Annotated in this window: 22 protein-coding genes and 1 pseudogene; 5 read left to right on the plus strand and 18 right to left on the minus strand. The window is 72.2% G+C overall.

What is annotated here, in order from left to right:
• The first annotated feature begins 44 nt into the window (after positions 1-44).
• Positions 45-353, plus strand: coding sequence for an ArsR/SmtB family transcription factor (locus B0I31_RS07040; protein ID WP_106614472.1), 309 nt, complete (start codon positions 45-47; stop codon positions 351-353).
• Positions 354-802: 449 nt separating this feature from the next.
• Here the strand turns inward: B0I31_RS07040 and B0I31_RS42495 are convergent, their stop codons facing one another.
• The 7 genes and pseudogenes from B0I31_RS42495 to B0I31_RS07070 all read right to left on the minus strand — a co-directional run bounded on the left by B0I31_RS42495 (position 803) and on the right by B0I31_RS07070 (position 6,438).
• A complete protein-coding gene (locus B0I31_RS42495) occupies positions 803-2,368 on the minus strand; it encodes a hypothetical protein (RefSeq protein ID WP_106614473.1) in 1,566 nt (521 codons plus the stop codon).
• Between the two features lie 117 nt (positions 2,369-2,485).
• A complete protein-coding gene (locus tag B0I31_RS07050; protein ID WP_106614474.1) occupies positions 2,486-3,394 on the minus strand; it encodes a glycosyltransferase family 2 protein in 909 nt (302 codons plus the stop codon).
• Between the two features lie 462 nt (positions 3,395-3,856).
• Positions 3,857-4,573, minus strand: coding sequence for an MBL fold metallo-hydrolase (locus tag B0I31_RS07055; protein ID WP_106614475.1), 717 nt, complete (start codon positions 4,571-4,573; stop codon positions 3,857-3,859).
• Positions 4,570-5,544 (minus strand): hypothetical protein, encoded by a 975-nt coding sequence (locus B0I31_RS07060; RefSeq protein WP_146173771.1) that lies wholly within the window; start codon positions 5,542-5,544, stop codon positions 4,570-4,572. Before B0I31_RS07060 ends, B0I31_RS07055 begins: the two co-directional genes overlap by 4 nt.
• Before the next feature lie 117 nt (positions 5,545-5,661).
• On the minus strand, positions 5,662-5,841 hold the full coding sequence (locus B0I31_RS40425) for a hypothetical protein (RefSeq protein ID WP_181320061.1): 180 nt from the start codon (positions 5,839-5,841) through the stop codon (positions 5,662-5,664).
• A 37-nt stretch (positions 5,842-5,878) separates the two neighbouring features.
• Positions 5,879-6,061, minus strand: a pseudogene (locus tag B0I31_RS07065) (sigma factor); the annotation flags it as partial.
• Between the two features lie 5 nt (positions 6,062-6,066).
• Positions 6,067-6,438 carry a YciI family protein gene (locus B0I31_RS07070; protein ID WP_245949728.1) on the minus strand — a complete coding sequence of 124 codons (372 nt, stop codon included), beginning with the start codon at positions 6,436-6,438 and terminating at the stop codon, positions 6,067-6,069.
• Between B0I31_RS07070 and B0I31_RS07075 the strand changes: the two genes are divergently transcribed.
• Genes B0I31_RS07075 through hrpA form a run of 3 tightly spaced genes read left to right on the plus strand, consistent with a single transcriptional unit; the run spans position 6,388 to position 11,277 of the window.
• Positions 6,388-7,143: an isocitrate lyase/PEP mutase family protein gene (locus B0I31_RS07075; protein ID WP_245949729.1), complete on the plus strand. Its 756-nt coding sequence runs from the start codon at positions 6,388-6,390 to the stop codon at positions 7,141-7,143. The two genes, B0I31_RS07070 and B0I31_RS07075, sit on opposite strands and share 51 nt — an antisense overlap.
• 35 nt (positions 7,144-7,178) lie before the next feature.
• Positions 7,179-7,322 (plus strand): hypothetical protein, encoded by a 144-nt coding sequence (locus B0I31_RS40430; RefSeq protein ID WP_181320029.1) that lies wholly within the window; start codon positions 7,179-7,181, stop codon positions 7,320-7,322.
• A 52-nt stretch (positions 7,323-7,374) separates the two neighbouring features.
• A complete protein-coding gene (gene hrpA, locus B0I31_RS07080; RefSeq protein WP_106614478.1) occupies positions 7,375-11,277 on the plus strand; it encodes an ATP-dependent RNA helicase HrpA in 3,903 nt (1,300 codons plus the stop codon).
• Positions 11,278-11,408: 131 nt separating this feature from the next.
• Here hrpA and B0I31_RS07085 read toward each other — a convergent pair whose 3' ends face one another.
• Positions 11,409-12,071, minus strand: coding sequence for a choice-of-anchor K domain-containing protein (locus B0I31_RS07085; protein ID WP_146173772.1), 663 nt, complete (start codon positions 12,069-12,071; stop codon positions 11,409-11,411).
• Positions 12,072-12,536: 465 nt separating this feature from the next.
• A complete protein-coding gene (locus tag B0I31_RS07090) occupies positions 12,537-13,022 on the minus strand; it encodes a MarR family winged helix-turn-helix transcriptional regulator (RefSeq protein ID WP_073893138.1) in 486 nt (161 codons plus the stop codon).
• A 111-nt stretch (positions 13,023-13,133) separates the two neighbouring features.
• On the opposite strand from B0I31_RS07090, the gene B0I31_RS39940 reads away from it, so the two are divergent.
• Complete coding sequence (locus B0I31_RS39940) at positions 13,134-13,397, plus strand: hypothetical protein (RefSeq protein ID WP_146173773.1); 264 nt, start codon at positions 13,134-13,136, stop codon at positions 13,395-13,397.
• On the opposite strand, the gene B0I31_RS42500 is transcribed toward B0I31_RS39940, so the two are convergent.
• From B0I31_RS42500 to B0I31_RS07135, 9 genes are all read right to left on the minus strand, one after another.
• Entirely contained in the window at positions 13,377-14,054 is a 678-nt protein-coding gene (locus B0I31_RS42500) for an FHA domain-containing protein (RefSeq protein ID WP_106614480.1), read from the minus strand. The two genes, B0I31_RS39940 and B0I31_RS42500, sit on opposite strands and share 21 nt — an antisense overlap.
• A 3-nt stretch (positions 14,055-14,057) precedes the next feature.
• A complete protein-coding gene (locus B0I31_RS42505) occupies positions 14,058-15,338 on the minus strand; it encodes a vWA domain-containing protein (protein WP_106614722.1) in 1,281 nt (426 codons plus the stop codon).
• Positions 15,328-16,296 carry a protein phosphatase 2C domain-containing protein gene (locus tag B0I31_RS07105; RefSeq protein ID WP_106614481.1) on the minus strand — a complete coding sequence of 323 codons (969 nt, stop codon included), beginning with the start codon at positions 16,294-16,296 and terminating at the stop codon, positions 15,328-15,330. The genes B0I31_RS42505 and B0I31_RS07105 overlap by 11 nt, the downstream gene beginning before the upstream one ends.
• A gap of 3 nt (positions 16,297-16,299) precedes the next feature.
• Positions 16,300-18,855, minus strand: coding sequence for a serine/threonine-protein kinase (locus B0I31_RS07110; RefSeq protein WP_245949730.1), 2,556 nt, complete (start codon positions 18,853-18,855; stop codon positions 16,300-16,302).
• A complete protein-coding gene (locus tag B0I31_RS07115; RefSeq protein WP_106614482.1) occupies positions 18,852-19,913 on the minus strand; it encodes a hypothetical protein in 1,062 nt (353 codons plus the stop codon). Before B0I31_RS07115 ends, B0I31_RS07110 begins: the two co-directional genes overlap by 4 nt.
• Before the next feature lies 1 nt (position 19,914).
• On the minus strand, positions 19,915-20,874 hold the full coding sequence (locus B0I31_RS07120; RefSeq protein ID WP_106614483.1) for a glutamate ABC transporter substrate-binding protein: 960 nt from the start codon (positions 20,872-20,874) through the stop codon (positions 19,915-19,917).
• Positions 20,871-22,154, minus strand: a complete 1,284-nt coding sequence (locus tag B0I31_RS07125; protein ID WP_245949731.1) for a hypothetical protein — start codon at positions 22,152-22,154, stop codon at positions 20,871-20,873. The genes B0I31_RS07120 and B0I31_RS07125 overlap by 4 nt, the downstream gene beginning before the upstream one ends.
• Before the next feature lie 135 nt (positions 22,155-22,289).
• On the minus strand, positions 22,290-22,793 hold the full coding sequence (locus tag B0I31_RS07130) for a riboflavin biosynthesis intermediates N-glycosidase (protein ID WP_106614484.1): 504 nt from the start codon (positions 22,791-22,793) through the stop codon (positions 22,290-22,292).
• Between the two features lie 52 nt (positions 22,794-22,845).
• Positions 22,846-23,421 (minus strand): pyridoxamine 5'-phosphate oxidase family protein, encoded by a 576-nt coding sequence (locus tag B0I31_RS07135; protein ID WP_106614485.1) that lies wholly within the window; start codon positions 23,419-23,421, stop codon positions 22,846-22,848.
• Positions 23,422-23,446 lie beyond the last annotated feature (25 nt).

The following is a 23,446-nucleotide window of genomic DNA, read 5'->3' on the forward strand; positions in this document are numbered from 1 at the left end:
TGGACTAATATGCCTCTTGACCGTGGCCGCTACTATGCGAAACCGTGCGAGCCCTACAACACCCGGACGTGGAGGACCTCCAACTCGCGACCGTGCTGAGCGCGCTCGCGGACCCCATCCGGCTGCGCATCGTGGCCGAGCTCGCACGATCGGGTGGGATCGTGTGCGGCCAGTTCGACGTGCCGGTCAGCATGTCGACGCTGTCGCATCACCTGAAGGTGCTCCGCGAGGCCGGGGTGCTCCGCGTGACGCCGCAGGGCAGCTACCGCACCCACGAGCTGCGGCGCGCGGAGATGGAACACCGGTTCCCCGGCGTTCTGGACTCCATCACCAAGGCGATCGAAGCACTCTGACCTGCGCTTTTGCTGACGGCCGTGTTCACGATCGGGTGATCATGCTCCCGACTTCAAAAAAAACGGTGTTATTATTCACCTGAAACGTCGGGAGAAACAACAAGGCCCGCCTCGACCGGCCGCACGCCTCCAGCAGGCCCGCCGCCCTCTCGGGTGCCGCCCTTCGACGGTGCTGCGGGCCAAGGCCTCGGCGCAGGCGTGGCGCATCTGCACCGCCCGCGCTGTCCCGTCGCGGGAGTCGCGCGGTCGCGTGGAGTCGCGGTCGAACGCCGTCGATGCGGTCAGCGCGGGTCGCTCCAGCAGGAGCCGATCCCACCCGGGCGGTGAACGCGCGTCTCAGCCCGCCGATGATCGTCGCGGTGCCGGGTGGTCTTCGCGCTCGGGCCGACACAGCGGTGGGGCGGTCGGAATGCTCCGACCGCCCCACCGGCGCGTGACGTGCCCGTGCGTCAGCCGTCTTCCGAGCGCGGGTGTGGCAGTTCGCCGCGCTTGGGGCTGAGCTCGGCCAGTTCGAGCAGCGACTCGTGGTAGCGCGGGTCGTTCTTCGTGAAGCAGCCCTTGCCCAGCGTGTGCGCGTAGGCGGCGCAGTTGCCGTCGGTCTGCCTGGTCAGGTGCGAGGCGAGGGCGAGGACGCCGAGCGAGTTGTCGGCGCGGGGCATGTAGCGGTCGCCGATCGAGGAGCCCGCGGAGGCCAGGAGGAGGAACACGGCGACGAGTGCGCCGAGGCCGAGCGAGGGTGAGGTGAGCGCGGCGCGGGCGCGGGTGACGGTGTCGAAGCGCCGGACGCCGTAGTAGGCGGCGAAGCCGGTGAGCAGGAGCAGGCAGTAGAGGAGTTCGGCGGTGCTGCGGGGGTACAGCTGCACGGCGTCGGCGGCGTACATCTGGGAGCCGAAGTGGAAGCGCAGCAGCCAGGCGCCGGCGAAGACGCAGGTGAGGGTGATGACGATGGTGCGGCTGCGTGCGACGGCGATCGCGGTGGCCAGGCCGATGAGGGCGAAGATGGTGAACAGGCCGACGCCGCCGATCTCGCCGGGTGGGGGCCAGGGGCCGGTGGTGCCGGGGAGGTCGGTGCGCCACATGGCGATGTAGGTGGGTTCGGTCCAGGTGTCCCAGTAGAAGTAGCGGTCCTTGACCGAGCCGGAGGCGTCCAGCAGGCCGAAGAGGTGGCGGTAGGACACGGCGACGAAGGCGGCGGCGGTGATCGCGATGAGGGTGAGGCCCTTGGCCCAGCCGGTGCGCCAGGGGAACAGCACGAGGGCGGCGACCACGACGCCGGGTGCGGACCAGACGAACCAGCCGGAGTAGATGAGGAAGATCACGCCGAGGGCGAGGCCGAAGCCGAGGGCGGGCAGGACGATGCCGCGCCAGGTGGTGTCGCCGGCGCGCCGGAGTCGGCGGAGCAGGGCGAGCAGCACGGGGACCATCACGACGAGCATGATCGTGGTGTAGGGCTTGTACGGCTCGATGAGCACGATGGCGGGGAGTACGCCGAGGGCGAGTGCCCACATGGGGGACAGCAGCAGTCGCCAGGCGAGGTAGGCGACGGGTCCGAACAGGGCGGTGCCGACGATCTGGAGGGGTTTGAGGAGGTTGTCGGGCGCGGTGTCGGTGAGCTGGGAGAGCCAGGCGGTGAGGTGGATCCAGGCGGGCGGGTAGTCGTCTTTCATGGTGCCGGTGTCGATGAGGGCTTGTGCCCAGTCGCTGAGGGTGCCGGCGTCGCCGTAGTTGGCGAACAGTCCCCAGGAGGTGCCGCGCAGGGCGATCAGGATCGCGCCGGCGACGAGGCCGCTGAACAGGCCTGCTGCCGCGGCGGCGGTGAGTCGGCGGGCGGTGGGTGCGTGGGCGGCCCAGCGGACGCGGGCGGTGATCACGACGAGGATCAGCAGCACGAGGACGATGAGGGCGTAGCGGAGTTGCAGTCCGGCGAGGCCGCTGATCTGGCCGATCCGGTCGAGGGGGTTGACCTCGATGCGGCGGGCGAGCAACACCATGAGCGCCGCGGCGGCCACGGACACGACGGCTTCGGCGGCGAAGAGCCATCCTCTGCGGGGTTGTGCGGTGGTGGGTGGCGGCGGGGGGTGCTCGGGGCTGGTCCGCGGCGGTTGTTCTGGCGCGGTCGACAGCACCGTTGATCACTTCCTCACGGGTTTGGTGGTTCCGAATGCGTGGCGGACGAGGACTTTGGCGCTGGCGGTCTGCCGGGAGGTCACGGCGCCGGGCAGCATGAGCAGGGCGTGGAGTCGGGAGGAGAGGTGCAGGCGGGCGGCTTTGGCGGCGCGGTGCCAGCCGATGCCCTCCAGGTGTGCGGCGACGTCGACGAAGAAGTCGCGTTCTTCGGTGAAGCGGCCGCCGAGGGAGGCCAGGGAGGAGGAGACGCTGGCGTTGTGGCGGCGGTACTGGAAGCAGACGTCGGGGACGACGGCGAGTTGTCCGCCGCGTTGGAGCAGGTCGAGCATGAGGGCGAGGTCGAGGACGACGCTGAGGCCTTGGCGGAAGCCGAGGTCTTTGAGGGCGTCGCGGCGCCAGCACAGGGAGGGGAAGTAGGTCCAGTTGCCGCGCAGGAGGCTGATGGCGAGGTCTTCGCCGCCCATGAGTTTGGGGGTGGTGGTGTCGGGGGCGTAGATGCCGCGTTTGACGCGGTCGGTGAGGGGTCTTACGACCTGGCCGGTGCTGTCGATGACTTCGACGCCGGCTTGGACGACGTCGGCGTCGGGGTAGCGCTGGAGGGTCCGGCGGATGGTGCTGACGTAGTTGGGCAGCATCGCGTCGTCGGAGCCCATGACCACGAGGAAGTCGCGTTCGGCGAGGTCGAGGCACTTCTGGAAGTTGGCGTTGATGCCGAGGTTGGCTTCGTTGCGCTGGTAGTCGATGCGGTCGTCGCGCAGCGCGTCGAACCAGTCGGGCAGGCCGTTGTCGGTGACGCTGTCGTCGATGACGGTGAGGTGCCAGTCGGTGTCGTCCTGGGCGATGATGCTGCGCACCGCGGTCTTCAGGTACGAGATGTCCCCGTAGTGGGGGAGCATGATGTCGATGCCGTTCATGGTCACCTCGTAGGACCGACGATCAGGTTGCGGTGTGGAACACCCATCCCCCTGCCACGACCCTTCCCCTTGTGTCCTGTCCTTGGTGGTTCCACCCGAGGGCCGGGGATACCGGCTTTGCGGAGGTGGCGAGGAGGCAGCCTACTGTGTTGGTGTCGGGGGCAGGCATCATGCCCCGCTTTGGTTGTGGGTTGCCGTGGTTGTGGGTGGTTTTTCTCGGTTTCGGGGTGTGTGGGGTTACAGGTTTGTGGCGGTCGTGGGTCATCCGTCGTCGTGGGCGGCGGGGGGAACGTTCGGTGAAAGTTCGTGGCTGTTGTTGGTGGCGGTGGTGAGGCCGGTGACCATTTACCTCGCCGGTGTCGGGTGGAGTGGAATGGCATCGTTCGCCGGTTTTGCGGTGACTTCGGCGGGTGGGGTTTCGGGCGGTTGTCCGCCGCGGTCGCGGTGGTGTGGGGGTCGGTGTCATCTGATCGTGAAGCTTTCGCCTGGTCGTGCGACGGGGGCGTGGGCGCGTTCGGTGGCTTCGGCGGTGCCGAGGGTGTGGCCGATGTGGGTGAGCAGGAGGCGTCGGGCGCCGCGGCCGGCCGTGGCGGCGTCTTCGGGGGAGCAGTGGTGTGGTCCGGTGCCGTCTGCTTCGCAGAGGAACAGGTCGGCGCCTTCGGCGAGGTCGTCGAGGGCCGGGCAGGGTCCGGTGTCGCCGGAGTAGGCGAAGGTGGTGTCGTCGTGGGTGGCGCGCAGGCCGAAGGCGGGCAGGCCGTGGTGGACGGCGCGGCTGGTGAGGGTGATGTCGCCGATCTCGGTGTGGTGGTCGTCGTGCAGTTCGTGGATGTCGAACGCGGCGGCGGCCGGGTTGGGGGTGGCGCCGGCGAGGAAGTGCTCGAGTCGGTCGGCGAGTCCGGGTGGGCCGTAGAGCGGGATGGGTGCGTGGGGTTGTCGGTCGGCGAACAGGAGTGCGTAGTAGTAGGGCAGTAGGTCGGCGGCGTGGTCGGCGTGGGTGTGGGAGATCCACACGGCGTCGAGCAGGTCGGGGCGGTGGTGGCGTTGCAGCTCGGCGAGGGTGCCGGGGCCGGCGTCGACCCAGATTGCGGTGTGCTCGGTGCGCAGGAGGTAGCCCGAGCAGGGGTTGCCGGGGCGCGGGTAGGGCGTGGCGGTGCCCAGGACGGTGAGGCGGAAGGTCACGGGGCAGTGTGGCGCAGGACGTGGACGCCCGCCGCTGTTTTCAGGTAAGCCCAGGTGGTGGTGCCGGTGGTGGCGAGGCCGACGTGGGAGGCGGAGGTGCGGGCGAGGTCGTCGGGCAGGGCGACGGTGGTCCAGCGGTGGCCGGTCCAGCGGTGGAAGGCGGGTCGGGTGTCGAAGGAGCGGCGGGTGGCGCGGACGCCCCAGGTCCAGCCGGCGGCGACGCCGTGGACGCTGAGGCGGCCGGTGTGGTCGGGGGTGGGGACGGCGTTCCACTGCCGGCCGTCCCAGCGGTGCACGCGCAGGCCTTCGGTGTCGCGGACGTGGCCGAGCCAGATGTCGTCGGGTGCGGTGGCGGCGAGGCGGGCGACGTGGCCGCGTTCGAGGCGTGGTCCGGCGATCTCGGTCCAGGTGTGGCCGTCCCAGTGGACGAGGACGGGGTAGTCGTAGGTGGCGGGTCCGGCGCCGGCGAGGCCTCCGCCGCCTGCCCAGACGTGGTGGGGTGCGGTGGCGGTGATGGTCTGCAGTCCTTCGCGGGCGGAGGACAGGGCGGTGCGGACGTGCCAGTGGGTGCCGTCGTAGTGCAGGGTGTCGCGGCCGGTGCCGACGACGTGGACGTCGTCGCGGGCGACGGCGGCGACGGCTTTGGCCCAGGTGATGGGTGGTGTGGTGACGGTGTGCCAGGTGGTGCCGTCGTAGTGCAGGACGAGGGGGTGGCCGTCGCTGTTGCCGACTGCCCAGACGTCGTCGGGCGCGGTGGCGGACACGCCGGACAGGCTCGCCGGTGCGGGCAGGTCGGGCAGTGGTTCCTCGCGCCAGGTCTCGCCGGTCCAGCTCAGCACCAGTGGTGCCGACGGGCGGCTGGTGAACACGCCGGTGGTGCCTGCCAGCCAGGCGTGGTGCTCGCCGGCGGTCGCCAGGTCGGCCAGTGCGGTGCTGGGCGGCAGCACGGGCACCGGCACGGGTCGGAACAAGCCAACTCCCCCTCGATGGGTCGTCCCCCGACTCATCGCATGATCCAGCTCATCGGCCGGTGCGCCGCCGCGCCAGCCGCCGAACGGCGGGTTGTGGTTGGCGCAACCGCACGCCTCCTACTCTTCGCGGGCGCGTTGTTCGAGGTAGCGGCGTTCCTTCGGCGTGCAGGGCGGCGATCGCGGCTTGGAGTTGGTAGGGCCGATCGCGGTGGTGGTCAGCGCGTCGCGGACCAGGCGGGTGCCTTCGGCGATGAGGGTGGTGTCCCAGCGGGTGCGGTCCTGGTCGGCGAGTGGCACGAGTGAGCCGTCGGGTCGGGTGCGTGCGGGTCGGCGGGCGTCGGGACGCGACGGTGATCAGCCAGCCGATGGGGTTGTCGGGTGTCCCGTCGACGGGCCAGCGGGTCGCGGCGGCGAGCAGGGCTTCCTGGACGGCGTCCTCGCAGGCGTCGAAGTCGCCGTGGTGGCGTACCAGCGCGCCGAGGACGCGGGGGGCGAGTTCCCGCAGCAGGGGGCCGATCGGGGTCACCGCGGGAAGTCGTCCAGGCCGGGCCGCGCGGGCCGCACCTCGACCAGGCCCAGCTGTGCTTCGGGGACGCGGGCCGCGATCTCGACCGCCCGTTCCCGGGTCGGGACGTCGATCAGGTAGAACCCGGCGAGCAGCTCTTTGGCCTCGGCGAACGGCCCGTCCGTGGTCAGGGCCGGGTCGGTCCCGGCAGAGCAACCTGACGCGGTGCCCCGGGTCGGGCGGAGCCGGCAGTATCGGACGTGGTGATCACGTGATCGCCACGTGGACCCGGGTCGGATCGTCGGGCGACGCGACCCGGAGTCGAGACGGGAGCCGATGTGACCAGGACCGATGTGACCGCGGCGGCCAAGGCGCTGCGGGCGCTGCACGTGCCGGGCAGCCCGCTGGTGGTGCCCAACGCGTGGGACGTCTCCTCCGCGCGGGTCTTCGCCGAGGCCGGGCACCCGGTGGTGGCGACGACCAGTGTCGCCGTGGCCGCCGCCTTGGGGATGGCGGACGGGCACGCCATGCCCGCCGACGTGGCGTTCGACGCCGTGCGCCGGATCGCCGACGCCGTCGACGTGCCGGTGACCACCGACATCGAGCGCGGCTACGACCTGCCGCCCGCCCGGATCGCCGAGCGCCTGGCGCAGGCGGGTGCGGCGGGCTGCAACTTGGAGGACTCCGACCCCCGCACCAAGGCCATGGTCGACGTCGGCGAGCAGGCCGCGTTCCTGGGCGCCGTGCGCGCCGCGGACGCCGACCTGGTGATCAACGCCCGGATCGACGAGTTCATCCACGGCGACAACTCGTTCGACGACGCCGTGCGTCGTGCGCGGGCCTACTTCGAGGCGGGGGCGGACTGCGTCTACCCGATCCGGCTGCCCGGCGACCGGATCGCCGAGTTCGTCGAGGCGGTGGGCGGCCGTCCGGTGAACATCGCGCACGGTCCCGGCGCGCCGGCGCCGAAGGACCTGGGCCCGCTGGGCGTCGCCCGGGTCAGCTTCGGGCCCGGCCTGCACAACGTCCTGATGAAGCAGCTCGCGAAGACCGCGGCCGACATGCTGGACGGCAGCAGCCCCTACCGCGGCTGAACTACCTATCGGTAACGCCCGTTAGGGTGGCTCCCATGGACGAGTGGGACGCCGACACGCGGGTGGACTCGACGGGGGACGGGCGGTTGCCCGGCCGCCGGAGCGGCGGCGGCGGGCGGCTCGACGGCGGCTACCTCGTCGGGTCCTGCCCGCGGGCGCACCCCGACTCGCGCCGCTGACCGGCCGATAATCGGCAGCCCCACCGGCCCACCCTCGATATCCTTGACCCAAATGAACCAGATGTCGCACGCTGACCTGCGTCAACGCCTGTCCGAACTGATGTCGCGGGACCAGCGGAGGCTGGCACGCAGGCTCGACGGGGCGCGCAAGGTCCGCGACGACTCCGCGCGCGCCGCCGTCCTGGCCGAGATCGAGTCCGACGTCGAGGCCGCCGAGCTGCGCGTCGCCCTGCGCCGCGAAGCCGTGCCGAAGATCACCTATCCGCCCGAGCTGCCCGTCAGCGCCCGCAAGGACGACATCGCCGCGCTCATCCGCGACCACCAGGTCGTGATCGTCGCCGGCGAGACCGGCTCGGGCAAGACCACCCAGCTGCCCAAGATCTGCCTGGAGCTGGGCCGGGGCGTGCTCGGCCAGATCGGGCACACCCAGCCCCGCCGGCTGGCCGCGCGCACGGTCGCCGAGCGCGTCGCCCAGGAGCTGGACACCCCGCTGGGCGGCGCGATCGGCTACAAGGTCCGGTTCACCGACCAGTCCGGTGATGACACGCTGGTCAAGCTCATGACCGACGGCATCCTGCTGGCCGAGATCCAGACCGACCGGATGCTGTCGCGCTACGACACGATCATCATCGACGAGGCCCACGAACGCAGCCTCAACGTCGACTTCCTGCTCGGCTACCTCAAGCAGCTGCTGCCGAAGCGGCCCGACCTCAAGGTGGTCATCACCTCCGCGACGATCGACCCGCAGCGGTTCTCCCGGCACTTCGGCGACGCCCCCGTCATCGAGGTCTCGGGCCGCACCTACCCCGTCGAGGTCCGCTACCGGCCGATCGTGGACCCCGACGACCCGGACGCCGACCCCGACCGCGACCAGACGCAGGCCATCTGCGACGCCGTGCGCGAACTGCAGGCCGAAGGGCCCGGCGACGTGCTGGTGTTCCTGTCGGGCGAACGCGAGATCCGCGACACCGCCGACGCGCTGGCCGCGCTGGAGCTGCGCGACACCGAGATCCTGCCGCTGTACGCGCGGCTGTCGTTCGGCGAGCAGCACCGCGTGTTCCAGCCCCACCGCGGGCGGCGTGTCGTGCTGGCCACCAACGTCGCCGAGACGTCGTTGACGGTGCCCGGCATCAAGTACGTCGTCGACCCCGGCACCGCCCGCATCTCCCGCTACAGCCACCGCCTCAAGGTGCAGCGGCTGCCCATCGAGCCGGTGTCGCAAGCCTCGGCCAACCAGCGCAAGGGCCGCTGCGGCCGCGTGTCGGAGGGCATCTGCGTCCGTCTCTACAGCGAGGACGACTTCGACGCCCGGCCGGAGTTCACCGACCCGGAGATCCTGCGCACCAACCTCGCCTCGGTCATCCTGCAGATGACCTCGATCGGCCTGGGCGACATCGCCGCGTTCCCGTTCATCGACCCGCCCGAGGCGCGCAACATCACCGACGGCGTGCAGCTGCTGCAGGAGCTCGGCGCGATCCTGCCCGCCGAGCAGCAGCTCACGCCGCTGGGCCGCAAGCTCGCCCAGCTGCCCGTCGACCCCCGGCTGGCCCGCATGGTGATCGAGGCCGACCGCAACGGCTGCGTCCGCGAGGTCATGGTCATCGCCGCCGCGCTGTCCATCCAGGACCCGCGCGAACGCCCCTCGGACAAGCAGCAGGCCGCCGACGAGTTCCACGGCCGGTTCAAAGACCCCGACTCCGACTTCACCGCGTTCCTCAACCTCTGGCAATACGTGCGCGAGAAGCAGAAGGAGCTGTCCAGCAACCAGTTCCGCCGGCTGTGCCGCGCCGAGTTCCTCAACTACCTGCGCGTGCGCGAGTGGCAGGACATCTACCAGCAGCTGCGGCAGGTCGCCAAGACCCTCGGCGTGCACGTCAACGACCAGCCCGCCGACCCGCGCAACATCCACCTCTCGCTGCTGTCCGGGCTGCTGTCCCACATCGGCGTCAAGGACGTCCCCAAGCGTGATCCGGGCAAGCGTGCCGCCACCGAGTACCTGGGCGCCCGCAACGCGAAGTTCGCGATCTTCCCCGGCTCCGCCCTGTTCCGCAAACCGCCCCAGTGGGTGATGGCCGCCGAACTGGTCGAGACGTCGCGGCTGTGGGGCCGCACGGTGGCCAAGATCGAACCCGAGTGGGCCGAGAAGCTCGCCGGGCACCTGGTCAAGCGCACCTACAGCGAACCGCACTGGGAAGCCAAGCGCGGCTCCGCCGTCGCCCTGGAGAAGGTCACCCTCTACGGCGTGCCGATCGTCGCCTCCCGCAAGGTCGACTACGGGCGCATCGACCCCGAGCTGTCCCGCGAGCTGTTCCTGCGCCACGCCCTCGTGCAGGGGGAGTGGACCACCCACCACAAGTTCTTCCACCGCAACCGGGAACTGCTCGCCGAGGTGGAGGAGCTGGAGAACCGGGCACGGCGCCGCGACATCGTCGTGGACGACGACACCGTCTACGACTTCTACGACCAGCGCGTGCCCGCCGACGTCGTCTCCGCCCGGCACTTCGACACCTGGTGGAAGAAGACCCGCCACACCCAGCCCGACCTGCTCACCTTCGACAAGGCGATGCTGGTCAACGACCGCGCCGCGGTCACCCCCGACGCCTACCCCGACCAACTGCGCCGCGGCGGCCTCACCCTGCCGCTGACCTACCGGTTCGAACCCGGCGCGGCCGTCGACGGCGTCACCGTCGAACTGCCCCTGCCCGCGCTGACCACCCTGCCCGACGACTCGCTGTCCTGGCAGGTACCCGGCCTGCGCACCGAGCTCGTCGTCGCGCTCATCCGGTCGCTGCCCAAACCCGTGCGCCGCAACTTCGTGCCCGTCCCCGACGTCGCCGCCGCCGCGCTGTCCGGCATCGACGCCGACGAACCGCTGCTGCCCGCGCTGGAACGGGAACTGCGCCGGTTGACCGGCGTCGTCGTGCCGCGCGACCAGTGGCAGCTCGACCAGGTACCCGAGCACCTCAAGCTCACCTTCCGCATCGTCGACGAGGACGACCGCGAACTCGCCCGCGGCAAGGACCTCGCCGCGCTCAAGGCCCGGCTGCGCGGCCAGCTGCGCGAAACGCTGGCCGCCGCCGCGAGCAACCTCGCCCGCACCGGCCTGACCACGTGGGACGTCGGTGACCTGCCGCGCACCGTGCAGCGGCAGCGGTCCGGCATCGTCGTCACCGCCTACCCCGCCCTGGTCGACAAGGGCGACACCGTCGCGGTGGAGATCCTCGACACCCCCGGCCGCCAGCGGCAGGCCATGTGGCGCGGCACCCGCCGACTGCTGCTGCTCACCACCCCGTCCCCGGTGAAAACCCTGCAACGCGGCCTCAACAACGCCGAGAAGCTCGCCCTGACCCGCAACCCGCACGGCGGCGTCGCACCGCTGCTGGCCGACTGCATCTCCGCCGCCGTCGACAAGCTCCTGCGCGACGCCGGCGGCCCGGTGTGGACACAAGCGGCGTTCACCGAACTCACCGACCACGTCCGCCGCGGCCTGGGCGAGACCACGTTCGACGTCGTGCACAAGGTCCGCCGCGTCCTGGAAGCCGCCCAGGACGTCGAACTGCGCATCAACGGCGTGCGCGGCCCCGTGTTCGAGGAGTCACTGGCCGACGTCCGCGCCCAGTTCACCGGCCTCGTGCACGCCGGTTTCGTCACCGAGGCCGGCGCCGACCGGCTCGTCGACGTGCACCGCTACCTGCAGGGCATCGCCCGCCGGCTGGAGAAGCTGCCCGAGAACGTCCGCCGCGACCAGGAGTGGATGGACCGCGTCCACGCCGTGCACGCCGAGTACCGCGAACTGCGCGCCGCCCTGCCCGCCGACGAACCGCACGACGAGCTCGACGAGGTGCGGTGGATGATCGAGGAACTGCGGCTGAGCTACTTCGCCCAGACCATCGGCACCCGCTACACCGTCTCCGACAAGCGGATCTTCAAAGCCCTCGACGCCGTGCCCCGCTAGCCGACGACCTGGAGCCGCTACGCCCCGGGCGACCACACACCGTGATCTCGCCGGCGAACCCGCAACAGTTGAATACCCGACATCACCGGTCGGCGACCCCGGGCGGTAGCGGCGGAAAGCCCATCCGACGTTCAGCCACCGACCAACGGGTTCGTCCGCTCGAACCTGGCGATGATGTCGGCCTCGTTGTGCCTGCCCTCACCGCTGAGGAATTGGGGAAGAGGTTCGCCGTGGCCGCCCACCAGGAAACCGACGATCGACACCTTGTACTCGACGCCTTCGATGTGCACGATCTCGTTGCCGGAGACCTCCGGCAATTTGACCTTGTCGTCCACGTAACCAGGCGAGTTGACGGTTTCGACGTGGGAGAAAACGACGGTGCACTTGTGCTTGGTACCATCGTCCTTGAACTCGATGTCGACTTCGAGAGTCGCCTGGAATTCTGTTTGCTGCCCCATTAAGATCACGTAGTTGTGGTGCGTGAACGTGCCCAGCGTGACCTCGAACTTGTTGCTGCCGTCGTGTTTCGTGTGAGCGAGGGCGCCGGTGAACTCGTACTCGCTCCGCCCGGCGTTCGGGTCACCCGTGGCCGGGACGCCCCACTTGATGTGATCGCTGTCCAGGCCGTCGAGCTTCATCTCGGGCGTGTTCGGATCGACTGAGATCCACTTGCCGATAGTGCGAATCTGGTCCACCACGAGGCGCTCCTTGCGCTTGGTGTTCTCCACGAACGAGTTATGCGCCAACAGTGGTGCGTGCTCGAGGGCATCCACATCAACCGAACGGGTGATCATCTGGGACATCCTCGGCCGGCCTGGCGGCCACCACCGCGGAGACCGCCGGCGTCCGCGAGACCGCCACCGACGACCTGCCCTCGCAGTCGGCCGCGGTCGCGAAGCCGCGGCCCCGGATCATCACCCGCGAGGCCCCGCTGTCCGAGAGCCGGAACCACCTGGAACCGCTACGCCCCGGGCGACCGTGATCACGCCTGAGATGGCCTGGCGTGGAGGCCTCGGAAGAAGAGCGGCAAGCGTGCGGCCGAGAAGTTCAAGACACCCTCGCTCGCGTACGAAGCTGTTCTCCTCAGGGCTTACTTCGTATTCGAGCATTCGAGGCTCGACCGCATTGTGACCGCGATCGACAACGACACCGGCACCAGGGCTCCCGACTGGACGAGCTCGCCTGCTCACGATCACTCACAGCAACCTCGGTGAAGCACTCGCGACATTTGAATACGCGATCTCACCAGTCGGCGACCCCTACTCGCACTGCTCCAGCAGGGTCCGCAGCGCGTCGGCGACCACCGTCCGGGTGTCGTCGTCCAACGGCTCCAGCAGCCGCGCGTAGTGCCGCATGTGCTCGGCCAGCATCCCGTCCACCAGCTCCGCGCCGCGGTCGGTGAGCTTGATCCGCACCACCCGCCGGTCCGCGGCGTCGGGCACGCGTTCCACCAGGCCCTTGGCCTCCATCCGGTCGATCCGGTTGGTGATCGCGCCCGCCGTGACCAGCGACGCGGACAGGAACGCGCCCGCCGTCATGCCGTGCGCCGACCCCGCCCGCCGCAGCGTGGTCAGCACGTCGAACTCGCCCGGCTCCAGGTCGAACCGGCCCACGAACTCCCGCAGCTCCCGTTCCAGCAGCCGCGCCAGCCGCGTCACCCGCGCCAGCACCGCCATGGGCGAGGTGTCGACGTCCGGGCGCTGCACCGACCACTGCGCCAACACCAGGTCGACCGCGTCCGCCATCAGCCCTCCCGCCGGGTCGGCGCCGTGCCGGACGGTCGCGTGCCCGGACAGGACGGACGTGTACCCGAGATCGCGGGCCCCCCTTTGATCCGCACGACCCCAACCGTATTCGTGATCGACAACCCGTGCGGGCGTCCCGGCGAAAACCGGCGCGACGGCCCACCTGCCCCCGCGCGCCCGGCCCAGCCGCGGCACCCGGTCGCCGACCTGTCCCTGCGCCAACTCCCCGGTCGCCGTTCGCCCCGACGCCGTAGTCCGCCGCAGGAAGTCCGCCGGCAACGCCAACTCGGCGTCGACGGCCGCCGCGTCGGCCTGCCATCCGGGTTCGGGCTGCTCACCGCGGCCACCCTCGCCCTAGGCCTGCTCGCCGCCTGAGCGGTGCAGGGTGATCGTGGTCCACGCACCCACGTGAACCCGGTCGCCCGGCTCCAGCGGGTGCGGCCGGTCCGGCGGCAACGGGGTGTCGCCCTCGTTCACCGTCGTCCCGTTCGTCGAACCCACGTCCACCACCGCCCAACCACCACCCGACGCCACCAGCACCGCGTGGTGGTGCGAGACACCCGGGTCCTCCGGCGGGCCCACCAGGTCGATCTCCGGGAAGATCCCCCGCGACCGGCTCCGCCGCCCGATCGACACCTGCCGCCCCGACAACGCGAACCGGCGCGGCGGGCAGAACCGCGGGAACGCCATCGCCCCCGCGTCCGGCCCGCCCACCGCCACCACCCGCTCGAAGTACGTCCGGTCCGCCTCCACCGTCACGTACCACGACACCGGCACCACCGGCCCGCCCACCACAGGCCGTTTCGGGGCCACCACCGGGCTCAACGAATCCTGCCCGCACTCCTCGCAGAACCGACCCACCCGCACCGCACCGCACGCCGCACACGTCTCCTCGACACCCCCGGCGGGCACCACCGGCCCCGACCCACCCGGCCCCGACCCACCCGGCCCGGAACCACCCGGCACCGGCGCGCCGCACACGTCGCAGTAGTCGTCGGTCGCCGAGTCGTGGCCCGCCGGGCAGGTCGCCATCGCCTAGCCCTTCCGGACCCGCTTGGTCACCGTCGACCGGGTGTCCAGCGTCATCTCGTCCGCGTCGGCCACCCGCGCCCGCAGCTTCACCGTCCCCGTACCCGGGTCCTCCACGTCCACCACCCCGGCCAGCAGCTTCGCCGTGTCGGTGTTGCCCGACTCGTGCGCCAACCGCACCGCACGCCCCAGCTTCGCCGTCGCCCGGCCCACGTCACCGGCCTTGCGCGCCTCCAGACCGTCCCGGATCGCCTCCGCCAGCTCCGCCTGCCCGGTGTAGTGGGCCACCTCCCGGTTGATCCGGGTCGACAACGCCGAGTCCTCCGTCCACACCGCCAGCACCCGACCCTGCCCCAGCACGTCACCGGACGGCCCCACCAGGCTCACCCGCGACGCCAACATCCGGTCGCCCACGTCCGCGGGCCGCACCCGCACCCGCAGGTGGTAGTCACGGCTCTCCGCGCCACCCCACGCCCCGGTCGGGTAGTCACCCGTCCGCGGCCCCGACTCCACGCGCCGCCCCGTCAGGTCCAACAGCCCCGGCGACACCTGCTTGAGCAGCACCACCCCCGCGCCCTCCGGCGTCCACAACCGCAGCGACACGTCCGCCACCGCCTTGCCCATCGCCGTCGCCGCCACCGACCGGAAGTCGTCCGCCAACCCCTCCGGGTCGGCCACGATGTCCACCGTCCCCAGCAACGCCTCGGCGATCCGGCGCAGCTCCGCCACCTGCCAGTCCGTGCCCACACCCCGGCAGTCGCACGTGAAGCGGCCCGCCACCGCCTCCAGCACCCGCGACAACTCGTGCGGCGACTCGTGCTGGTTCTCCCCGTCCGTCAGCAGGATCGCGTGCCGCGGCCCGCCCGCATACCCGTCGAACAGGCCGTCCGCGAGCTCGAGCCACCGGCCCATCGCCGTGCCGCCGTCCGCCCGCAACCGCCGCACCGCCTGCTTCGCCGCCAGCCGCGTCCGCGGATCCGCCGCCACCAGCCCACCCGCCCGCGGGTACACCACGCGCGCCGAGTCCGTGCCCGCCACCACCGCGAACCACACCCCGTCGCGCAACGTGTCGACCGCCGCCTCCGTCGCCCGCTTCGCCGCGGCCAGCTTCGACGCCGGAAAACCCATCGACCCCGACGTGTCGACGATGATCACCTCCGCCGCGTCGGCCGGCACCACCCGCGCCGCCGCGCCGGTCGCGGTCACCGTGACGATCGCGTCGACCTCCGCCGCCCCCCGCGGCAGGTACTCGTTCTGGAACACCTCGACCGCGAGATCAAGCCCCATGCCCACCCCGCAACTGGACGACGACCACCGTGATGTTGTCGTGCCCGCCCGCCTTCAACGCGACCTCCACCAGCTCCCGCGCCACCTCGATCGGCGGCACCCCGCGCGGCAGCACCTCCAGCAGGTCCTCCGGCTCCGGCACGTAGTTCCACAACCCGTCGCTGCACAGCACCAGCAACCCCGGCGTCTGGACCTTGAACGTCACCGTCTGCGGCGCCTCCACCCCCGAGTCCGCGCCCAACCACCGCGACAGCACGTGCGCCCGCCGGTCGGTCAGCGCCTCCTCCTCGGTCAGCACCCCCTCGGCGACCAGCTGCGCCGCCCACGTGTCGTCCGTGGTCAACCGCGCCGCACCCGCCTCGGCCACCAGGTAGGCGCGGCTGTCGCCCACCCACCCCACCGTCGCCGAATCGTCGGTCACCACCACCGACACGAACGTGCAGGACGGCGCCACCTCCGCCGCCTCCGGCCGCGCCAACCGGCTCACCGCCTCGTTCGCCGCCACCACCGCGTCGGTCGTCAACGCCTCGGCGTCCATCCCGGACTGCAACCCCGTCAACAGCACGTCCGCCGCCGTGTCCACCGCCTGCTGCGACGCCTGCTCGGCCCGCTCCGACGACGCCACCCCGTCGCACACCACCGCCGCCACACCGCGCCCGCGCACCCGGCCGAACGCCATCGAGTCCTCGTTGCGCTGCCGCCGCTTGCCCCGGTCGCTCACCCCCGCCACCCCGGGCAGCACGAACTCCACCCGGTCCCGCGCCGACGGCCGCGCCCGACCGCACTGCTCGCAGAACCCGTCCGCGTCGAACTCCTCGCCACCGCACGCGCACATCGGCGGCCACTGCGCGCCCGGACCACCCACCGGTGTCCGCTGCACCCGCAGGTTGCGCCCGCACGCCTCGCAGAAGCGGTCCTGCGACGCCACCGGCGACGCGCACTCGGGACAGGATTCCATCAGCTACACCAACGTCCTGGGCCGGACCGCGTTCGCGCGGTCGACGAGAGCGATGCGTTCCTCCGGGGTGTCGGCCAGCCGCGCCAGCTGCCGGTACCAGCGCTCCAGGCCCGACCTCAGCCCCGACTCGCTCACCTCGCAGCCCAGCAGCGTCCCCGCCGGCGCCGAACCGCCGCCCGGCAACGACTCCAACGCCACACCCAACAACTCCACGGTCAACCCGGCCCGCCTCGCCACGTCCAACTCCAACCCCGACAGCCTCGCACCGGCCGCCATCACCTCCGCCAACGCCTCCTCGCCGCCCCGGCCCGCGCACTCCCGGGCCGCGCCGATCTGCGCCCGCACCGCCGCCACCTGCGCCGCCACGTGGTGGATCGACGTGTCCGGCACCGAGTGCAGCACCTCCACCGCCGCGTCCCGCTCTCCCCGGCCCAGCAGCACCCTGGCCAGCCCGAACGCCGCCGACACGTACGCGTGGTCGGTCCGCCACACCACCTCGTACCCGGCCGCCGCCGCGTCGGCGTCACCCAGCGACTCCGCGCACACCGCCACCGCCAGCTTCGGCGCCGCCTCACCCGGCAGCGCGTCACGCACCTGCTCGAACGCCGCCCGCGCCCGCTCCGCCCGACCACCCACCAGCGCCGCCACACCCCGGTACCAGCCGGGCCGCCAGTCGTCCGGCAGCGGTGTGCGCGGGTCGTCCGGGTCGAACGGCGACGCCAACGCGTCCAGCTCGCCCACCGCCTCCTCCACCCGGCCCGCCTCGATCAACGCCCGCACCACCTGCAACCGCACCTCGACCGTCTGCACCGGCGCCACCCGCAACGCCGCCACCACCTGGTCCGGGTCACCCGTCGTCGCCGCCGTCGCCAGGAAACCCGCCGCCGCGTCCGAGGTGTCCACCTGCGGCACCGGCAGCCCCGTCGCCGCCGCCCGCACGTCCAACCCGCCCTCCGTGCCGAACGCCCGCCGCTCCGGCGTGAACTGCCGCGACACACCCGGCCGGGGCAGGCCGTCCTGCTGCGCCAACACCTCCCGCAGCACACCGGTCAACTGCTCGGCCATCTCCTCCGCCGTGGCGAACCGCTCCTCCGGGTCCGGGTGCGTGGCCCGCAGCAGGAACCGGTGCAACGACTCGTGCCGGCGCAGCAACGGCTGCTCGTCCGCGGGCGGCAACGACTCCTTGTACCGGCCGCGGAAGTCGAACTGGAAGCTCATCACCGCCAACGCCCGACCCACCGTGTACAGGTCGGAGGCCACCGACGGGCCGTCCGTGCCGATCTCCGGCGCCTGGTAGCCGATCGTGCCGTAGATGGGGGAGTGCCGGTCGTCGATGCGCCGCACCGCGCCCAGGTCGATCAGCTTCAGCTGCTCCTCGGTCTGGATCACGTTGTCCGGCTTGAAATCGCAGTACAGCAGGCCCACCCCGTGCAGGTAGCCCAACGCGGGCAGCACCTCCAGGGCGTAGGCGATCGCCTGCGCCACCGGCAGCGACCCGGTGCCCGTGCCCCGCGCCCGCAACTGCTTGATCATGTCCTTGACCGACGTGCCGCCCACGTACTCCATCACGATGTAGTCCACGAGCTCGCCGCTGGCCCGGTCCTCGTGCCGCACGAAGTTGTGGATCTTGACGATAGTAGGGTGCTCCACCTCTGCCAGGAACCGGCGCTCCGCGATCGCCGCCGCCATCGCGTCCGCGTCACCGGAGTCCAGCAGGCCCTTCAACACCACCCACCGGTCGCTGACCGCGTGGTCGGCGGCCAGGTAGATCCACCCCAGCCCGCCGTGCGCCAGGCAGCCCAGCACCTCGTACTGGTCGTGCAGCACCTCGCCGGGCACCAGCTTCGGCGTGAACGAGTAGTGGTGGCCGCAGTGCGCGCAGAACCCCTCCACCCGGCCCGGCCCGCCGTCCCGGCCGCGCCCGACCTCCTTGCCGCAACTGGAGCAGAACCGCTTCGCCTCCGGCACCTCGGGATCGGTCAGGACGGCGGTCTTCGGATCCCGGTAGGGCACCCGGGGCACCTCCACCAGGCCCGCGCCCAACCGGCCCCGGCCGGACGACCGGGTAGGTGCCGACGCCCGCCGCGACCGTGCCGCCGAAGCCGCGGAGGGCGACCACGGCGCCGTGCCGGGCCCCGTGGCGGGACCGCTGTGAGCGCCCGTGGCCGGCCCGCTGTCGGCACCGGGACCCGGGAACTCGCCGGTAGCGGGCCCACTGTCCGCACCGACCCCGACCTCACCGCCCGCACCGGTCATCTGCCCGCGAGCCTCCGGTCGACCGCCCGTCGCCGAACCGCGACTCGGGCCGCGGGTGGCCGGTCCGCCCGGACCGCCGGTCACCGACCTGCCGGCCGCGCCACCACCCGGGCCACCGGTCCGCCCGCCGCCCGCAGCGGCACGTCCGCCCGGCGGCGCGTCGGGAGCCGCTTCGGCCGGGCCGCGACCGGGACCGGCGGCAGGCGCGGTGGCGGCGAGGACCGGGGCCTCCAGGCCGCACACGTCGCAGAAGCCGTCGTCGTCGATCGCCCCGCCGCAGCCGGCACGTGGACACGTCCTCATCGGCCCTCCGTCCTGGCCAGCACCGCCCGCTGGTACCGCCGCACCGCCACCGTGCCCGCGTTCAGGTCGCACGGCACGCCGAACAGCACGTCACGGGCCCGCCGGTGCAGCTCCGCCAACCCGGCGTCCTCGGCGAACCCGCGCCCGGCCGCCTTCGCCCGGTAGGCGTCCAACCGGCCGCGCAGCTCCGACCTGCGCTCCAGCGACCCGGCCAGGTGCGCCGACACCTCCCGCGCCCGCGTCAACGCCACGCCCACCGCCGCCTCCACGGCCGCCACGTCCGTTTCCGCCACATCCGGAAAACGTCCCCGCAACCCGTCGAGTGCCCCGGCCACGTCCTCACCCGGCACGGGCGGGTGGTCGCCGGCGATCTCCGCCACCACCCGCGCCCGCACCTCGCCCGCCTGCGCCCGCACCGACTCCACCTCGGCGACCAGCCGCGACAACGTCTGCACCCGTGACGAGAACGTGCGGTGCAGCGCGCTCACCGACGCCACCCGAGCGACCAGGCCCGCCACCTCCGGATCGGGCGTCAACGGGTCGGCCACCGCACGGGCGTGCGCCCGCGCCACCTCCGCCCGCAGCCGCGCCGCCCCCGCCGAGTCGATCCCGGCCAGCTGCCCGGTCAACGGGTCCAGCAGCTCCAACCGCCGCGACCACGCCTCGTGCGCCTCCGCCAACACCGCCGTGACCCGCGCGTACTCCGCTTTCATCCGCGCCACCAGGTCACCGAGCGTGACCAGCGGGGCCGCGGTCCCGGTCAACGTGCGCACCGCCGCCTCCGGCAGCGCGATCGCCGCGCCCCGCAGCAACCGCGCCAGCTCCGCCGGGTCCCGCGTGTCCGACGCCTGCCGCAGCACCGCGCGGTAGACGTCGAACCACTCCCACAGCCGCACCATCCCGGCGTTCGCCGCCTCCCACCGCCGCGCCGACCCGCCCGTGAGCACCGCACCGCGCAGCAGCCGGTGACCCGGGTGGTCCTCCATCGCCAGCAACGACTCGGCCACCCGGTCGCTCTCCCGCCGCAGCGACGCCAGCTCCTCGTCCAGGGTGTCCATGTCAGTCCCGGTACACGGCGACGGGCGGGACCGGCGGGTCACCGAGCCACCGCTGGTGCAGCCGCGTCCACGTGCCGTCCGCCCGCAGCCGCTCCAGCAGCGCGTTGACGAACCGCACGAAGTCCTCGTCGGCCTTCGGGAACGCCATCCCGTACGGCTCGGCGGCGAACTGCGGCCCCACCACCTTCGTGTAGGGGTCCTGGGCGGCGAACCCGGCCAGGATCGTGTCGTCGGTGGAGATCGCGTCCACCTGGCCCTGCTGCAGCATCACCAGGCAGTCCGTCCAGTGCGCCACCGCCACCGGCACCGGCTTCGTCGGCCTGGTCGCCACGTTCGCCAGCGAACTCGACCCCTTCGTCGCGCACACCCGCTTGCCGCCCAGCCCGTCGATGTCGGTCACGTCGGAGTTCGACGGCACCAGCACCCGCTGCCCGGCCTGCAGGTACACCGTGGAGAAGTTCACCTTCCGCCAGCGCTCGCAGGTCGCCGTCATGGTCCGCACCACGATGTCGACCTCGCCGCGCTCCAGGGTCGGTACGCGCTGCTCGGAGGTCACCACCGTGAACTGGATCGCGCCCGGGTCGCCGAAGATCGCCCGCGCGACCTCCCGCACCAGGTCGACGTCGAAACCCTCCAGCTCGCCCGAGAACGGGTTGCGGAACCCCATCAGGTACGTGTTCTGGTCCACGCCCGCGATCAGCCTGCCCCGCTGCTGGATCCGCGCCATGGTCGACCCGGCCGGCATCTGCCCCGGCGGCGGCAACGGCCCGGTCGGGCGCAGGCTCGCGGTCGGATCGCACGACTCGGACGGCACGCCCGCCGTGCTCGGCGGCGCCGTCAGCTCCACCGCCTCCGCCGGGCGCGGCGGCACCGGGGTCCCGCCACCGATCGGCGGCGCACCACTGGGCACCGGCGCGCACCCCGTCACCACCAGCGCGAGCACCACGAGCAGCCGTCTCATCGGTACTCCTTCAACCGCTGCCACAACCCGAACACCGACGCCGCGGCCGCCAGCAGCGCCAGCACCACCACCGCGGGCACCGTGCCGCCCAACCCGGCCCGCGCCCGCCCGATCGCGTCGGTCAGCTCCGCCCGCGCCGTGCCGATCGCGTCCACCAGGTCCGAGTCCAACGCGTCGAACGCCGTGGCCGCACCCCGCGCGTCCTGACCCAGCGCCAACGCCACCGCCGTGGTGAAGTCGCCCGCTTCGTCGGCCGCGCGGATCTCGCGGTGCGCCTGCTGCCACCGCGCGTGGTGCTCCACCGCCTCCACCACCGGCGGTGTCCCGTTGACCAGCCGCAACCGGCCCAGCAGGTCGTCCAGCGCCCGGTCGGCCTCGACGTACTCCGCCTCGTAGGTCGCGCCGCTGCCCCGCGCCACCAGCGTCAACGTCTCGTCGCCCCGCGCGGTCAGCGTCGCGATCCGGGCCCGCGCCAGCAGGTCGACCACGGTGGCCTCGTTCTTGCTGGCCGACGCGTTGTGGACCACCAGCAGGCTGGCCACCAGCACCCACAGCAGCGAGATCGCGGTCAACGCGGTCGCCACCACCAGCCCCGGGTTGAGCACCCGGTTCGTCTTGCGGGTCAGGTACCGCTGCGCGAGCACCAGCACCACCAGCGCGAGCACGCCCAGCAGGAACTCCAGCCACGGCAGCGACCCGGCGTCCTCCAGGTCGCGCACCACGTTGCCGGTCTCCACCCCGTACAGCTCCCGCGCCGCCGGCAGCAGCCGCGTCCGCATCAACGTCGACGCCTCACGCAGGTACGCCGCACCCACCGGGTTGCCCTGCCGGTTGTGCGCGCGGGCCGTCTCCACCAGCCCCGTGTACACCGGCAACTGGCCCGACAACGTCGACAGCGCCCGCGTCAGCTCGGGGGAGCGGGTGATCTCGCTGGTCGCCGCCGACAACGCCGCGGCGGCCTTCGCCACGTCCGCCTCGTACCGGGCGCGCAGCGCCGCCGACTCCACCCCGCCGGACAGGAACGCGCTGGACGCGGTGGCGTCCGCGTCCGCCATCGCCCGGTAGACCTCCTGCGCGGCGAACGCCAGCGGCTCACTGCGGTCGGCCAACGCCTCCAGCGCGTCCGACCGGCGCTGCACCGACCACGCGGTCACCGCGCCGACCAGCAGGCTCACCACGATCAGCAGCAGGGCCACCAGGCTCAGCCTGCCCGGTGTGCTGCGGGCAAGACCCGTCACCCGGCGCAGGGCACCGCGGTTCCGCTGGGCCTCGACCAGCACGACCGCCCCCTTCCCGAGGTGATCGGCGCCACTCGCCGCCCAGACAGCGTAGATCCAACAACCGCCGATCGGGACGCGAACGGGCCCGCCGGGCGCGGCGCACGCCCGGCGGGTCGAGCTCATCGGGTGACGCGCTCACACCCGGCGCAGCCGCGCGCGCACCTCCATCAGGGCCTCGCCCAGCAGGTTCGACCCGAGCCAGGACGCCGGGTCGGCCGCGCGCGGGTCGTCGGCGGCGAGCCCGATGCCCCAGATCCGGTCCAGCGGGCTCGCCTCCACCAACACCCGGTCACCGGTGCCGAGCAGGAACCGGCGGGCGCCGTCGTGCGCGCCGAACTTCGCCAGGTTGCCCCGCACCACGACGTCCAGCCGGTTCGCCACCCACGTGTCCTCGGCGAACCCGCGCACCTGACGGCCCAGCGACCTCGCCTCACCGGGCGTGTCGGCCGCGAGCACCCGCCGCGCGGTGTCCTCGTCGCCGAACACCAGCGCCTTGCCGTGCATCATGAAGTGCTCGGCGGTGCGGAAGGTGTGCCCGTCGACCGTGAACGGCGACTCCCACCACTGGCTCAGGCACTCCTCGCCGACCGGCGCACCGGAACGCGACCCGGGTCCCCAGAAGAACACGTACTCCGTCACGGCGCAGACCGTGCCACACGCCCGACCGGCGACACCAACGGTTTGCCCAGCCCTAGCGGGGCGGCAGCGGCAGCGGCACCGCGGGCAGGCCGTCCATGCTGACCCCGACGAAGTCCTTGTTCTCGCAGTACGCGGCGAACTCCTCGTCGGACTTGCGGTCGAAGTACTCCTCGTGCAGCGTCCGCTCACCCCGGTAGTCCATGAACGGCACGGCGAACCCGCACGTGTCGCTGATCAGCTTCGCGGTCACCACCACGACCGCCCGCAACGCCGACCCGTCCGCGTCGCCGAACCCCGCCACCAGCTCCGCGAACCTCGGATCGTCCCGGAACACCGGCTCACCCGTGCCGTGCACGCGCACGATGTTCGGCGGGCCGTCGAACGCGCACCACATCAGCGTGATCCGCCCGTTCTCCCGCAGGTGGGCGATCGTCTCGGCGTGGCTGCCGCCGAAGTCCAGGTACGCCACCCGCTGCTCGTCCAGCACCCGCCACGTGCCCCGGCGGCCCTTCGGCGACAGGTTCACGTGCCCGTCCGCGGACAGCGGCGCGGTCGCGGTGAAGAACACCGGCTGCGCCTCGATGAACTCGCGCAGGCGTCCTTCGATCCGTTCGTAGGTCTTTCCCATGACGCCAGTATCACCCGTCATCGAC

The organism is Saccharothrix carnea (assembly GCF_003014735.1).
GTDB lineage: Bacteria > Actinomycetota > Actinomycetes > Mycobacteriales > Pseudonocardiaceae > Actinosynnema > Actinosynnema carneum.